Origin of the sequence: Pontiella desulfatans (genome assembly GCF_900890425.1) — a bacterium.
Taxonomy (GTDB): Bacteria; Verrucomicrobiota; Kiritimatiellia; order Kiritimatiellales; family Pontiellaceae; genus Pontiella; species Pontiella desulfatans.
This window is the reverse complement of record NZ_CAAHFG010000001.1, coordinates 4319519-4333064: the sequence shown is the minus strand read 5'-3', so window position 1 is coordinate 4333064 and position 13546 is coordinate 4319519. Positions and strand designations below refer to the sequence as shown.

The following is a 13546-nucleotide window of genomic DNA, read 5'->3' as shown; positions in this document are numbered from 1 at the left end:
ATATTTTGACCGCAAAGACGCAAAGATACGAAAGGGCGGGTATTTGGATGCTTTGTTTCTTAGCGTCTTAGCGGTCATATTTAATTCCTGTTAGTTAACGAATTGGTTGGGGGGCGACCAGGCGGGGATTCCGTCTTGGGGGAGGAGGGCTGCGCCCTGCGCCTGCTGGCCGATATCCTTGTATGCGCCGTAGAAGTTGGAGTTGCAGTCGAGCCAGAGGGTGATGCGGCGCAGGTCTTCGGGCGGTAGTTTTTCGCGCGCCCCGGCGGCTTCGAGTTTTTTCCAGAGTTTGGAGACGCGGGCACCTTCCTGCATGGGGAGGGAGTAGGAGCGTTTGTTTTTCTTCGAGAGGGCCCCGTTGCCGCCATGCTTGCCCCATGCGTCTTTCTCGAGCGTGTGCATGGCTTGCGACCAGCCCCACTTGCCGAACTCGGTTCCGCTGAGGTTTTTTTCGGGATAGAGCGCGGCGAAGAAATCCGGGTGCTTGTCGAGCACGGGCTGGACGAGGCGCGGGAAGGTGAGCGGCCAGGAGCCGGGCGCTTCGGGCTTGATTTTGGAAGGCGGGCGCTTGAGGGCCAGCGGAACCCGGTTGATCTTCGGCGCGTTCAATTTGTCTTCGTGGCAACCGATGCAGTTGAGCTTTTCGCCGGGATGCAGGTAGGTGTCGGTGCGCATGTTCTGCACCATCATGCCGTGTTCGTCGAGCAGCTGGAAATAGAGGCCCGCCCCGGTGGGGCATTCGAAGAAGACGCTGCCGTCTTCCTCGACGGGCACCGTGCCGAGCACGCCGCGCGCGATCGACTGGTCGGCATGGCCGATGCGCGGGTTGTCGATGGCGTGCGTCGATTTTGGGAAGACGTTGACGATGCGCAATTCCTTGATCGTTATGCCTTCGGGAATCGGGAATTCGCCTTCGTAGACGTTCATGACCGAGACCGTGCCGATGGAGGGATCGAGCCCCGGCTCGCGGTCGGCCTGCATCTGCTGGGTTTGGACGGGGATGACGGGCGGGCGCGTGCGCGGGCGGAAGGGGATTGGGTCGAGGCAGGAGATGCTTGGATCGCGATAGATGAGCTCGCGGTTGCCGAAGCTGTCGACGAGATAGATGCCATAGTTGCCGAGTTTTTTATGGGAGTAGACGCAGAGGTGGAAGTCGTCGGAGAGTGGCCACGGGGTTCCATAGTTCCAGTCGCGCTGCTTGTTGCCCTTGCCGTCGCGGAACGAGAGGCCGGGAGTGATTTCGGATTCAGGAAAGGCGGAGAGCGGCGTGATTCGCTTGACCTGCGACATCGCGCGGTCGTCCGGAAGCGCTTGGTCGATGAGGACGAGCGAGCCGTAGGCCTCGCCATGGTGGGGCGCGGCGACGGCGGTGTATTGGTGGGAACCGGGTACGGCGCGGATGCTCATTTCCATCCACGGGCGGTGCGAGCGGTTGTCGGGATAGTTGCCGTGCATCGAGCGCGGGTCGCGGCCGTCCGGGTAGCAGAACCAAAGGTGGTGGGCAATGTCGGAATCGCGGTCGACATAGTCCCAGCGGGTGTAGACGAGCATGCCGTCGTGGTTGACACTGGGGTGCCATTCGTTGGTGTCGTGCCAGCTGAACTGCTGGATGTCGGAACCGTCGGGCATCATGCCGAACAGGGTGTAGGTGGGGATGAAGCGGTAGCCGCACCGCTGGGTTCCCCCGGCGCGGGCAGAGATGAAAACGATGCGACCGCTGGGCAGGAAGACGGGGTCGAAGTCGTCCCATTGTCCGGTTGTGAGCTGCCGGAGGTTCCCGCCGTCGGCATTGGCCTTGAAGATATGGAAGGCCGACTCTTCGAGGAAGCAATAGTGTTTGTTGTGGTTGTTGCGGGAGGCCTCCTGCGGGTTCCACGGTTGGCCGTTCCAGTTGTTTGTTTCGGTATGGCCCTTCCAGTCGAGCGGCGTGTAGGCGAAAAGGATTTCGTTCGCGTCGTAGTCGAGGTCGAGCGAAATGAACGAGCCGTTTTCTTGATCGAGTTCATCGTCCAGTAGGCTAGTGGCCTGCGGGTTTGTGAAGGGATGGTCGAGCCGGAAGATACCCCCTCCGGACGACTGGTTGAAGCCGAGATATTGATCGACCATGTGGTTGTCGCCGCGTGCCTTGGGATTGTGCTTAAGGAAGAGGAGCGAGTCGAAGTCGAGCAGGGGATTGGAAAAGGCCGCCTTGCGGCGCAGCTCCGCGACCTCCATGAACAATGCGCGTTGCCCTTCAACCGAAAGGCCCGCTTTGTTTTTACGTTTGAGTTGGTTGAGGTCCCGTTGGTGTTGCTTCGCGCCGAGGTGGTCGAGCAGGGCCTGCGTACGCCGCAGGACGACGTCCACCGGAGTGCGGTCGGCTTCAAGAATCAGCGCGTCCGTGCGCAGGGCCTGGGCCGCCACCTTGCCGTATTCGGCCCACTGCGAAGGATGGTATTGTTCAATGTTTTGGCTAATCACATCGAAATCCAGCGCATGGGCGGCATGCACCGGATCGGTCGCTGCAGGGGCAAGGGAAGCCGCCAGCAAGAGGGTCGCCATGATCAGGGTCGGGTTCATTGTGTTTTTTCCTTCATTACCGGTTCCATACTCTCAGTGCGGCGACGAAGAGTATATATTTGCATTGATATTTTTTTATGTACATATTGATTCCATGCCGCTCGAAAAACTAACCGCCAAGGCCAGGGATGTCATGCGCAGGCTCGAACAGAGCCTCGGCTACACCATTGGGCTTGGCACGCTCCAACCCGGTAAAGGGGACGGGATTGTGTTGGCGGCAGTGGACGGAAGTTCCGGTTTTTCTTTCCATCTGGCAGTCCATTACGAGTTTCCGCTGCATACCGGGGCCCCGAGCAAGGCGATGCTGGCCTACCTGCCCGAAGCGGAGCGCCGTGCCTATTATGCGCACATGGATTTCCGGCGATACACCCAGAGCACCATAACAAGCCCCGCGGATTTCGAAGCGGAACTCGAGAGTGTCCGCGAGAAGGGCTACAGCATCGATGTGTCGGAGCAGATCGAAGGGTGCCACTGCGTGGGGGTGCCGGTTTTCGATGAGGAGCATCGGGTTGTTGCCGGATTGTGGGCCACGGGGCCTTCGGCGGGATTCCCGGTGCGGATTTTTGACCAGGTGGCGGAAGCCCTCAGGAAAAGCGCGCTGGAGATGAGCTCGCGTTGTGCGTTTTCGAGCCGCTCCTCGAATCGGGATTATATCCATAGCGTGGTAGGGCAGGCGCGGGAAATCATGGAAAACAACCTGCACCGTCCGCTCGATGTGGAAGAGCTGGCCGCCAACCTCTATGTGGGTTATTCCTGGTTCCGCAAGGTGTTCCGGGAGCAGCGCGGCATGGCGCCCGCGGCCTATCACCAGCAGCTGCGGCTTGAACGGGCCAAGGTGCTGCTGGCCGAGTCCGATTTGTCCATCCGGCAAATATCCGAAACCCTCGGTTTCAAGACCCAGAACCATTTTTCCGCCCTGTTCAAGCGCAAGACGGGACTGGCGCCTTCCGGCTTTCGCGGGCAATGACCCTTGCAGGGGCGGATTAAACGGCGTTTGGACGCCTTCCTGAAAATAGACTTAACGCAGGCTGGATGTTTTCCGGTTTTTCGTGCATAAAATGTAGACGTGTATCACATGTGAAAAAGGGAGATGGGAACGTGCGTCGGAATCGGTTGGTGGAGTTGGGGATCGTTGTGGGGCTGGTTTTGTTAACCGCTCCGCGGGTGAGGTCTGCCGAAATGAAGAGTAGTTTCGAGTCCGGCGACTTTACGGGATGGACCATCCAGGGAAAAGGGTGGTCAATCTATGCCAAGGCGGCCAGCAATGGTGAAAAATCAGCCATGTGTTCCATTGCCAAGGGCGATGCGCCGGAAATGAAAGCCTGTGTGCGGACCATTGCGAAGGCCGATGCCGGATGGGTGGTCAAGGGCAGCGTCGATGTTGCCGGGAAAATCAAAGGCAATTCAAAGGCCACCGTCGTGCTGATGTGCATCGATGCCGAGGGGAAGACCTTGCGCGAGTCCAAGAAGGTCATAACGAAGCCCTCCGCCACGTTCCAGACGATTACCCTTTCTGATTTCGTGGTTCCGTCCGGCACCGCCGAAACCTATCTCATGCTGGTGGTCGAAACCATAAAGACCTCCACGGCCAAGGAATGGTGGCGCTTCGATAATGTTGTTGTCGAGGTAGAGTAGCGCGCTTCCTTCAAAATCCAGGGGAAACCGGCGCGGGTTCCTTCCTCCCGTGAAGGCAATGTTCTCGGGCAGGCAACCATCCATCGCCTCTCCGGTTCTGTCGGCGGTCCGCCCGAATCCGGCCTCATCCGCTGGCGCGGGTGGACAGGAATCGATGGGCGGTTCCAACGGAGCGGGGCTTTCTGGCCCCCGCCGGGGACAGGAATGTCCCCGCTCCCGCACAAGACAGGAAATGGCACCGCACCGCCGGCGTACCGTTTGCTGTACCGCAGGCGTCCCGCCTGCCCCGCCGAACGGGCAACCACCGCACGACCCAAAAGCCGCTCATCAGCGGAGACGCTACCGCCATGCCAAATTCAGTTCTCAAAAAAAGCGGTAAACGCCGGTTGAAAAGTGCACCGGGCTGTAGGGAGGTAGATACATCAGCTCAGCCCCGACTTCCTCCAAGGCTTCGCGAACTCCAGGGGCATGGTGGGATGAAAGATTGTCGCAAACAACACGATCACCCTTTTGAAGTTCCGGCGCAAGTACCTGTCTAACATAAACAAGGAACGCCTGACTGTTCATCGGTCCATCCAATAGCCATGGAGCATGTAGCCCATCGACCCGAAGCGCGGCAATAAAAGTATTGGTGTGCCGGTGACCGTACGGAACCTTACAAACGCAACGCTTTGACAGCGGAGCCCGCCCATATCCTCGGGTCATTTTGGTGTTCAGGCCAGTTTCGTCGATGAATACCAGCTTGGCGGCCGGCCATTCCGGTTGCTGTGCTTTCCAGACCAGCCGCGCCAGACGAACATCTTCACGATCTTGCTCGCTGGCGTGAAGCGTTTTTTTTTAAAGCTTAGACCAAGCTTGTCGAGCTGCTGCCATAGCGCGGTGATCCCTATTCGAACATGAAGCTCCTGCTTGCACCTAAGCTCCAGCTCCTTGAGGGTGAGATCGGGTTGTGCCGCAATCCATTGCTGAAGAGTTTGCGTGTGCGGCTCCAGACATGAGTGACGATATCCGCCTCAAGTATGCTCACAATTTATTGGCCTCATCCGGCGTAATGGTGGAAGAAAAATACAACGCTCCAGAGCTCAACTCCAATCCGGTTTGCTGGGTTTGATGCGTGGCATCACGTTGTGCGGGGTGGTTGGCTTTGCTTTGCGCTTGCCCACAGCCCAGGACGATCAGCAGGACGATACCGATATGTTTTTTCCACGTTTTCATTTCCATTCCCCTGTTCCATTTATATTTGGTGGAACCGTGTTTGATTCCACCTCTTACAACGGGAGGGGAGGAGTGCGATTACAGAAAAAGGCACAAAATTGGAAAATGAATGCGTTTTTCCGGTTGTCCACGGAAGTGCGTCTCAGAGATCCCGGCGCGTTTTCAGATGAGGAAGATCATAAATCTTCAGGTGCCTTCATACTCCTCTTGGGCCAACTCGATGAATTGGCGAAGCCCGTCGATCCGGACATCGGAGACCAATCCCTCGGCCTTGGCGGAAACCGCAAGGTTCAATACGCGCTCCCGCGTCCAGTTTCCGGACAGTTGGGTCGTTGCGGAAACTGCCGTAGGTTGTTGCCCACCACATGTCTTGGGGAAACCCATATTTTGCCCCTTTGCGGATGCCGAGGCTTCGCTCGAAATCCTCCCGCGCCAGCGCAATCTTTCCCTGCTGCAGGTAATGCGTTCCGCGTTCATAATAGTTCCACCAGTTGTGGTGGGTGATTTCTTAGGGGGCGTTGCTCGGAGGGAGCACGGTGGTTTTGGCACCCGGGAAGGGTGCACAGGAGGGCTAGAACGATGCAACCATGGCCGCTATGTTTGATCCTTTTCATTGAATCCCGCTAATTTAAGGCATGCCAAATCCAGAAACCAACGCATACGCTACCTAGAATTGCGGATTCATCTAGTACTTTTACCCAAATGTTGCTTTTGAAAAGGGCGTGGAAGAGGGGAGTGGCTCCAGGAGACCCTGGAGCCAATTGGTTATGCCTTGATTATCCGAGCTCCGGGACGTCCATCCACTTGCGCTCTTTCCAGCTTTGCATGCCGAGTTCGGCGAGCTGGACGCCCTTGGCGCCTTCCATCAGGGAATAGTTCCACTCTTCGTCGAGCACGACGTGCTTGATGAACATTTCCCACTGGATCTTGAAGGCGTTGTCGTAGTTGGTGTTGTTCGGCACGTCTTCCCACGCTTCGAAAAAGTCGATCGGCTGCGGGACGTCCGGGTTCCAGACCGGCTTGGGCGTGTTGGCCGCGGACTGGGTCTTGACTTCGCGCAGGCCGGCCACGGCCGAGCCCTTGACGCCATCGACCTGGACGGTCAGCAGGTCGTCGCGGCGGACGCGGGTGCACCAGGAGCTGTTGAACTGAACCATGGTTCCGTCCTCGAGCACGAACATGGCGTAGGCGGAGTCGTCGGCGGTGCAGTCGAACGGCGTGCCGTCTTCGTGCCGGCGCTGGTCGATGTCGGTTGCGCCATAGGCAACGAGGCTCTTGACCGGGCCGAAGACATTGTCGATCACGTAGCGCCAGTGGCAGAACATGTCGATCATCATGCCGCCGCCGTCTTCGTTGCGATAGTTCCAGGAGGGGCGCTGGGCGGGCTGGTCGTAGTCCATGCCGGTGAAGACCCAATAGCCGAACTCGCCGCGAACGGAGAGGATCTTGCCGAAGAAGCCCAGCTCCTTGAGCATCTTGAGTTTGCGGAAGCCGGGCAGCCAGAGCTTGTCCTGCACCACGCCGTTCTTGAGGCCGGCGTCGTCGACGAGCTTGGCGAGGCGTACGGCTTCCTTGGTTTCGACGGCGGTCGGTTTTTCGCAATAGATCGCCTTGCCGGCCTTGACGGCGGCTTCGATGAATCCCGCGCGCTGCAGCGTGCCGGAGGCATCGAAGAAGATTTCGTAGTCGCCGTATTTCCCATCGAGCGCGCCCTGCACGTCGGTGGTGTATTTGAAGGGCTCGCCCTTGGCTTCGTTGCCATATTTTTCGGCGAGTTCCTTGAGGGCATATTCGCGGCGGCCGGTCAGGATCGGGTCGGGCATGATGATCATGTCGTTGCCGACCTTGATGCCGCCTTCCTTGATGATGGCCGTGATGGAGCGAGCCAGGTGCTGGTTGGTTCCCATGCGCCCGGTCACGCCGTTCATGATGATTCCGATACGTTTGATTTCCATGTGGTTTCTCCTTTGGTAATGGATGCGTGACGAATGAGTCGTGATGCGTGAATGAATCACGCCTCACGTTTCACGGCTCACGCTAAATAATAACGGGCCCGCCTTCGGGCATGTCGGTGCATTGCGGTTGTGCGCCTGCGGGGAGGGCGGGGACATCGACGCCTTCCTTGGGCAGGTTTCCGGCCAGCTCCTGTTTCCAGTGGGCCACGTCGCCGGCGGGGCCGTAGCAATAGATGAAGGTGGCGGTTTCTTCGCCGATGTTGGTCATCTGGTGGAAGACGCCCGAGGGGATATGGACGATCTGGCCGGCCTTCATTTCGCGGCGCTCTTCGCCGAGGCACATTTCGGTTTTGCCGGAGACGACGAAGTAGACTTCTTCCTGCTCCTGGTTGTGCCACGGCACCTGGCCGCCGTTGGGCTCGAGCGTGACGAAGCCCATGGCAAAGTTATCGCATTGAACGGGCGAGGCGCCGCCCACGAGGTTTTGGGTGAGTCGGCGCGCGGGATAGGTGCGGCCGGCGATTTCGCTGAGGTCTCCAATGATCATGGTTTTTCTCCTTTGGGGCGGACACATGGCCCGCCCGTACTGTTTGGTTATAAGTAAAATTTGTAGTAGGGGTCGTCGTTGGCGAGGCGCTGGAGGTAGAGCGCGGCTTCGCGGGCGTGGTAGTCGCCCCACATGCTCGACTCGCCGCACGGCACCGACTGCCCTTCGGGAATGTGGTCCCAGCCGTTGGGGCGGTGGTAGACCGAATGCAGGATCAGCCCTTGGTGGGATTCGTCGAGGCTGAGGTAGTTGTCGCCCATCAGCGTTTTCATCACGGTCAGTCCGGCCTGGGTGTATTTGTCGTCGTTCAAATAGCGGCCCAGACGCAAGAGGCCCTGCGCGCCGATGGCGGCGGCGGAGGAGTCGACCGGCTCGGCATCGTTGAACGGATCGGACTCGCGTTCGTATACATCGGTTCCAAGTTGGTGCGTGTTGAGCGCCCCGGTATCCCAGTAGGGGATGCCGTCGGTGGCGGTGTTTTCGATGTAGAAGTCGCAGGTGGCCTTGGCCATCTTGAGCAGGAACGCTTCGATGGCTTCGCGCCCGCCGAGCGGTTCGAGTTCGGCGTCGTTGATGGTCTGCAGGAACTCCAGCTGTTCCGGTGCGCCCACCATGATCCACGCGAGCCCGCGCGTCCAGGTGGTGAAGGGCGAAAAGCCCTGCTGCGAGTTGGGGCAACGGTAGTTGCCATCGTTGGTGTTGAAGATGCTTTCATGGGCGGTGCGGCCCCAAACGTCGTAGTGGTCGCGGCCTTCGCCATAGTAGACGGCAAAGTCGGCGGTGGTTTTCGCGTGTTGCACCAGCCGCTCCAGCAGGCTGGTCTGCTGGTCGTTTTCGCCCATGATGGAATGGCCGAGCTGATGGCCGATGGCCAGGGCACGCAACGAGCGGATGGTGTCGGCAAAGAGCGAGTGCGGACCGTTGAACGAATAGATATATCCACCGGAGGGCAGGGCCGTCCAGCGCTTGGCCTGAACGGCGCTCGAGGCCTGCAGCGCCATCACATAGAAGTTGCGTTCCCATTCGTTTTCGGGGATACGTCCTTCGTTCATCAGGCGCAGCAGGTTGCCGTAGGTGGAGACGTTGTTGAAGCCGTGGTCGTGCACGCCGAAGTGCGTAACGTGCGGCGCCATTTTTTCAAGCGTGTTTTTCTTTCCGATGTCCAGGAAGGAGGAGTCGCCGGTGGCGTCGAATTGCAGGATTTCGGAGCCATACTGGAAACCCTGCGTCCATTCCGTCCAGCCGCGTGTGGTGTATTTCCCCTCAATGGTGAAGACCGGCGATCCCTGCGCGGGATCATAGTTTTGGTTCAGATCCTTTACCTTTTGGCCCGAAACCGCCCAGAAACGTTCCAGCTCGGGAATCAAGTCCTGCGGGGTGAGGTGATGGTTGATATGCATTAAAGTTCTCCATTTATATATTGCGGGTAAAAATATATTGCATAGGAAAATAGTCAAGGACTATATTCCGCTTCGTTCAATGGAGAGAAAAATGGCGGAAAAGAGCGACAACAGTATGGACATGTATAACTTCTCGGTCTTGCGCGACCTGCGCAAGCGGGACGGCATGACGATTGCGGATCTTTCGGAGCGCACCGGGATTTCCCCCGCAGTGATTTCCAAGCTGGAGCGCAACCAGACCGTGGCCGAGCTGAAGACCTTGTTCCGTTTGGCGCGTGCTTTCGGCCTGACGGCTTCGGAGATGCTGGGGCTGGTGGAATCGCGCACGGCGCAGTGCAAGCAGGAGACCGATCGCCGGGTGGGGGATTTCCATTTCCGCCAGATTGAGTTTGCCAATTGCCGGTGCTTCTATGCGGATGCGCCGAAGGGGGCGCAGCGTTCCAATCCGGATGCGCACCGCGATGATTTCGAAGTATGCTGGGTGCTGGAGGGAACGTTGCGTCTCGACCTTCCCTACGAAAGCCATGTGCTCTCCGCCGGTGACTGCCTCCAGTTCGATGCGGTCTTCGAGCATACCTACGAGGTACTCGAGGATTGCCGCATCATTATCCAGCACATCCGGAAACCCAAGCGGTTTTAATGCGGCCGAGGTGTGTTGCGGCAGGATTTGAACGATTGTTTTATATAGAAGGTCGCAAAGGATCCGAACTTTGCTTCCTGAGCGAAGCGGTTGCAGAAATTTAACGAAGAATAGGAGAGTGGAAATGAAAAAAGTAGCGTTGGTGACCGGCGGTGGCCGGGGGATTGGTTTGGGTATTTGTGAAAAGCTGGCGGCCGATGGCTTCAACCTCGTGCTGAGCGGGCGCAGCGATGCTTCGAAAGTGGCCGACTCCGTCGCGAAACTGGAAGCCATGGGCGCGGAGGTGCTCTATTGCTCCGGCGATGTTGCCTCCGCCGAAGACCGCGCGGCGATGCTGGCGGAAATCAAGGCCCGCTTTGGGCGTCTCGATGTGCTGGTCAACAATGCCGGCGTGGCGCCGAAGGTGCGCGCCGACATCCTCGAGGCCGACGAGGAGAGCTTCGAGTGGATCATGAAGATCAACTTGCAGGGGCCCTATTTCCTCACCCAGGCCTGCGCCAACTGGATGGTGGAGCAGAAGAAAGCCGACGACTCGTTCGGCGGCTGCATCATCAACGTCGGTTCGATTTCCGCAACGGTCGTTTCGCCGAACCGCGGCGACTACTGCATCTCCAAGGCCGGCCTCGGCATGATGAGCTCGCTCTTCGCCGCCCGCCTGGGCGAGTTCGCGATTCCCGTCTATGAAATCCGTCCGGGCATCATCAAGACCGACATGACTGCCGGCGTCACCGAGAAATACGACAACCTGATCAACAACACCGAGCTGCTCGTCGAAAAGCGCTGGGGCGTGCCGGAGGATATCGGCAAGCTCGCCGCCGCCATGGCGCGCGGCGACATGCCCTATGCCAGCGGGCAGGCGATCTATGTGGACGGCGGCTTAACTCTACCGAGATTATAAGCAAAATAATTTGATGCAAAATGCTGAACTTGCATGACGCATTGCTGATGCCGACATTTTGCCAACATGTTTTCAGGAGAATGAGCAATTGAAGCAAAGAACGTTGAAAATTAAGGATACTGTCGTTTCCGTCACGCAGGTGCATACGCTGGTGATTGGATCGGGTGCGGCGGGGCTGAACGCCGCCGTGCAGCTGCGCAACCAGGGCATCGAGGATGTGCTGATTGTGACCGAAGGCCTGAAGATGGGCACCTCCATCAATACGGGTTCCGATAAGCAGACCTATTATAAAAGCGCGATGTGCGGCAACGATCTCGACGCCCCGCTGGCAATGGCGAAAAACTTTTTTTCGCCCGGCAGCATGCACGGCGACCTGGCGCTGGTGGAGGCCGCCGCTTCCGCGCGGGGCTTCCTGAACCTCGTCAACCTCGGCGTCAAGTTTCCGCAGGATGCGTTCGGGCAGTTCATTGGCTACAAGACCGACCACGATCCCGCGCAGCGTGGAACGTCGGTTGGCCCCTACACCTCGCGCGACATGTGCCGCGCGCTCATTGCCGAGGTGGAGCGGCGGGGTATCCCGGTGGAGGAAAAGATCAACGTGGTCAGCTTGCTCACGGCGGGAAATCGCGCCTGCGGGGCATTGGCGCTGAATGGCGAAGGCGAGCTGGTGGCCTATGCCGCCGAAAACGTGGTCTTTGCCGTCGGCGGCCCCGGCGGGCTCTACAAAACCAGTGTCTATCCGGCCGTGCACACCGGCGCGATCGGCATTGCGCTCAAGGCCGGTGCCATGGCGCAGGGATTGCCGGAGGCGCAGTATGGACTGGCCTCCACCAAGTTCCGTTGGAACGTGTCGGGCACCTACATGCAGGTGATCCCCCGGTTTGTCTCCACCGATGCCGATGGCAAAAGCAACCCGCGCGAATTTCTGCGCGACTATTTTCCCAATCCCGGAAAAATGAATTCCAAGGTGTTCCTGAAGGGCTACCAATGGCCGTTCGATTCCAAGAAGATTGTTGGCGGATCGTCGATCGTCGATATCCTCGTCTACATCGAAACGGTTGAGAAGGGGCGGCGCGTGTTCCTCGACTATCGAGAAAACCCGGCGGACTTTGATTTCAACGCCTTGGAAAAAGAGGCGTTCGAGTATCTTGAAAATTCGGGTGCGTTCCAGAAGACGCCGATTGCGCGTCTCAAACATATGAATCCCGGCGCGATCGATCTCTATAAGGATCACAACATCGACATCACCAAGGAGCCGCTCGAAGTGGCCGTGTGCGCCCAGCACAACAACGGCGGGCTGGCCGGAAACCATTGGTGGGAGTCGGTCAACATCAAGCACCTCTTCCCGGTGGGTGAGGTGAATGGTTCGCACGGCGTTGCCCGTCCCGGTGGATCGGCGCTCAACTCGGGACAGGTCGGTTCGTTCCGCGCGGCGGAATTCATTGCCAACGCCTATGCCGGAACGGATTTGAAAATGGCCGACTTCAACAAGGCGGCCAAAGCGGAGATCAAGGATGTGCTCGGTTTCCTGGATCGCTGCGGAACATCGGAATCCGGATGGCGCGCGGTTCGCGCCGAGCTGCAGGAGCGCATGAGCAAGGCCGGTGCCCATATCCGGTCGATGGATGGGTTGAGGAACGCCGCCAAGGAGGCGAAGGCGCAGGTTGCCTTGCTGGAAGAGCAGGGGTGCAAGGTGGAAAACGCCACGCAAGCCGTGCAGGCGCTGCGCAACCGCCAGCTTTGCTTTGCCCATTGGATGTATCTGGAGGCAACCCTTTACGCGGTTAAAAGCGGCGTTGGATCGCGCGGTTCCGCCATGGTGCGGCAGGCCGGCGGCAAGCGCGCCCACCAGCAGCTCGACAAGGCGCAGTGGAGCTTTGCCGAAGAGGATGCCTCCTTTAAGGGCAAGGTGCAGGAAACCGTCTTTAAGGAAGGCAAAGCAAAGAGCCGCTGGGTCAAGGTGCGCCCGATCCCGGACAGCAACCTGTGGTTTGAAACCGCCTGGGCGGATTTCCGTGCAGGAACAATATACAAGTAATGCGTAACGAGTAATTCGTAATGCGTAATTGACTCGTTCGTTGGATTGGATACCGCTTTTTACGCATTACGCATTACGCATTACGCATTACGCATTACGCATTACGCATTACGCATTACGCAATAAGGAGCGAAAGCGACCATGTTGAAGAAGCTGAGTCCGGAAGAAGAGTTGGAGTTCCTTAAGGAGATCCACGGTGAGGGATATGCGAACTTGTTCGGGGTGCTCAAGGAATCGTTTGCCCTGCTTCAGGCGCGTGCGCAAATGTTGCTCGGATTGGCCACGATCTGTTTGACGATCACCGGCTTCTCGGGGCCGCGCATGGCCGCTTCGAATGGCTGGAGCCGTTTCTTCATCGGCTTTGGCCTGACCTTTGTGCTCTTTTCCGTGATGGCGCTGGTGGCGGGGCCGCTGCGCCTGCGCTGGATGACCGCCTGGAAGGCGGAAGACATCCAGGGCACGCTGCTGCTGCATCTTCGTCAACGCAACCACCGAACCACCTACTACCGCGTCGCCATGGTTCTGCTGCTGGTCGGCCTGACCGGCTATCTCCTCAGCCTGATCTTCTATCTCTCCATTGTTGAATAGGTGCTTATGCCTTGTTTCCGTTTCCGTGGGGTATGTTAAGAATGTGTTTAAATAATGTTCTGAAGTGCTTC

General features: G+C 58.4%; 12 protein-coding genes and 1 pseudogene. 6 read left to right on the top strand and 7 right to left on the bottom strand.

What is annotated here, in order from left to right; genetic code table 11:
* Positions 1-90: 90 nt before the first annotated feature.
* Positions 91-2559 (bottom strand): HzsA-related protein, encoded by a 2469-nt coding sequence (locus E9954_RS15500; protein WP_168442301.1) that lies wholly within the window; start codon positions 2557-2559, stop codon positions 91-93.
* Positions 2560-2653: 94 nt separating this feature from the next.
* On the opposite strand from E9954_RS15500, the gene E9954_RS32550 reads away from it, so the two are divergent.
* Positions 2654-3526 carry an IclR family transcriptional regulator domain-containing protein gene (locus E9954_RS32550; protein WP_168442300.1) on the top strand — a complete coding sequence of 291 codons (873 nt, stop codon included), beginning with the start codon at positions 2654-2656 and terminating at the stop codon, positions 3524-3526.
* Between the two features lie 212 nt (positions 3527-3738).
* Positions 3739-4194 (top strand): hypothetical protein, encoded by a 456-nt coding sequence (locus tag E9954_RS15490; RefSeq protein WP_136080047.1) that lies wholly within the window; start codon positions 3739-3741, stop codon positions 4192-4194.
* Between the two features lie 363 nt (positions 4195-4557).
* Here E9954_RS15490 and E9954_RS33900 read toward each other — a convergent pair.
* The 6 genes and pseudogenes from E9954_RS33900 to E9954_RS15460 form a co-directional block, all read right to left on the bottom strand.
* Positions 4558-5007: pseudogene (locus tag E9954_RS33900) on the bottom strand (transposase); the annotation flags it as partial.
* 210 nt (positions 5008-5217) lie between these two features.
* Positions 5218-5409: a hypothetical protein gene (locus E9954_RS15480; protein ID WP_168442299.1), complete on the bottom strand. Its 192-nt coding sequence runs from the start codon at positions 5407-5409 to the stop codon at positions 5218-5220.
* A gap of 186 nt (positions 5410-5595) precedes the next feature.
* Positions 5596-5793, bottom strand: coding sequence for a hypothetical protein (locus E9954_RS15475; protein WP_136080045.1), 198 nt, complete (start codon positions 5791-5793; stop codon positions 5596-5598).
* Between the two features lie 392 nt (positions 5794-6185).
* The gene (locus E9954_RS15470) at positions 6186-7364 is read right to left on the bottom strand and encodes a Gfo/Idh/MocA family protein (protein ID WP_136080044.1); all 1179 of its coding nucleotides are present in this window, start codon (positions 7362-7364) and stop codon (positions 6186-6188) included.
* A gap of 82 nt (positions 7365-7446) precedes the next feature.
* Positions 7447-7911: a cupin domain-containing protein gene (locus tag E9954_RS15465; RefSeq protein WP_136080043.1), complete on the bottom strand. Its 465-nt coding sequence runs from the start codon at positions 7909-7911 to the stop codon at positions 7447-7449.
* A gap of 47 nt (positions 7912-7958) precedes the next feature.
* Entirely contained in the window at positions 7959-9311 is a 1353-nt protein-coding gene (locus E9954_RS15460) for a glycoside hydrolase family 88 protein (RefSeq protein ID WP_136080042.1), read from the bottom strand.
* A gap of 91 nt (positions 9312-9402) precedes the next feature.
* On the opposite strand from E9954_RS15460, the gene E9954_RS15455 reads away from it, so the two are divergent.
* The 4 genes from E9954_RS15455 to E9954_RS15440 all read left to right on the top strand — a co-directional run bounded on the left by E9954_RS15455 (position 9403) and on the right by E9954_RS15440 (position 13475).
* Positions 9403-9951, top strand: coding sequence for a helix-turn-helix domain-containing protein (locus E9954_RS15455; protein ID WP_168442298.1), 549 nt, complete (start codon positions 9403-9405; stop codon positions 9949-9951).
* A gap of 124 nt (positions 9952-10075) precedes the next feature.
* Positions 10076-10849, top strand: a complete 774-nt coding sequence (locus E9954_RS15450) for a 3-ketoacyl-ACP reductase (RefSeq protein ID WP_136080040.1) — start codon at positions 10076-10078, stop codon at positions 10847-10849.
* Positions 10850-10937: 88 nt separating this feature from the next.
* Positions 10938-12887, top strand: a complete 1950-nt coding sequence (locus tag E9954_RS15445) for an FAD-binding protein (RefSeq protein ID WP_136080039.1) — start codon at positions 10938-10940, stop codon at positions 12885-12887.
* Between the two features lie 141 nt (positions 12888-13028).
* Positions 13029-13475: a hypothetical protein gene (locus tag E9954_RS15440; RefSeq protein ID WP_136080038.1), complete on the top strand. Its 447-nt coding sequence runs from the start codon at positions 13029-13031 to the stop codon at positions 13473-13475.
* Positions 13476-13546: the final 71 nt, after the last annotated feature.

Excerpts from the sequence above, each read along its gene's own strand:
- E9954_RS15500 (WP_168442301.1), bottom strand. The coding sequence starts at position 2,559 with ATGAACCCGACCCTGATCATGGCGACCCTCTTGCTGGCGGCTTCCCTT.
- E9954_RS32550 (WP_168442300.1), top strand. The coding sequence starts at position 2,654 with ATGCCGCTCGAAAAACTAACCGCCAAGGCCAGGGATGTCATGCGCAGG.
- E9954_RS15490 (WP_136080047.1), top strand. The coding sequence starts at position 3,739 with ATGAAGAGTAGTTTCGAGTCCGGCGACTTTACGGGATGGACCATCCAG.
- E9954_RS15480 (WP_168442299.1), bottom strand. The coding sequence starts at position 5,409 with ATGAAAACGTGGAAAAAACATATCGGTATCGTCCTGCTGATCGTCCTG.
- E9954_RS15475 (WP_136080045.1), bottom strand. The coding sequence starts at position 5,793 with ATGGGTTTCCCCAAGACATGTGGTGGGCAACAACCTACGGCAGTTTCC.
- E9954_RS15470 (WP_136080044.1), bottom strand. The coding sequence starts at position 7,364 with ATGGAAATCAAACGTATCGGAATCATCATGAACGGCGTGACCGGGCGC.
- E9954_RS15465 (WP_136080043.1), bottom strand. The coding sequence starts at position 7,911 with ATGATCATTGGAGACCTCAGCGAAATCGCCGGCCGCACCTATCCCGCG.
- E9954_RS15460 (WP_136080042.1), bottom strand. The coding sequence starts at position 9,311 with ATGCATATCAACCATCACCTCACCCCGCAGGACTTGATTCCCGAGCTG.
- E9954_RS15455 (WP_168442298.1), top strand. The coding sequence starts at position 9,403 with ATGGCGGAAAAGAGCGACAACAGTATGGACATGTATAACTTCTCGGTC.
- E9954_RS15450 (WP_136080040.1), top strand. The coding sequence starts at position 10,076 with ATGAAAAAAGTAGCGTTGGTGACCGGCGGTGGCCGGGGGATTGGTTTG.
- E9954_RS15440 (WP_136080038.1), top strand. The coding sequence starts at position 13,029 with ATGTTGAAGAAGCTGAGTCCGGAAGAAGAGTTGGAGTTCCTTAAGGAG.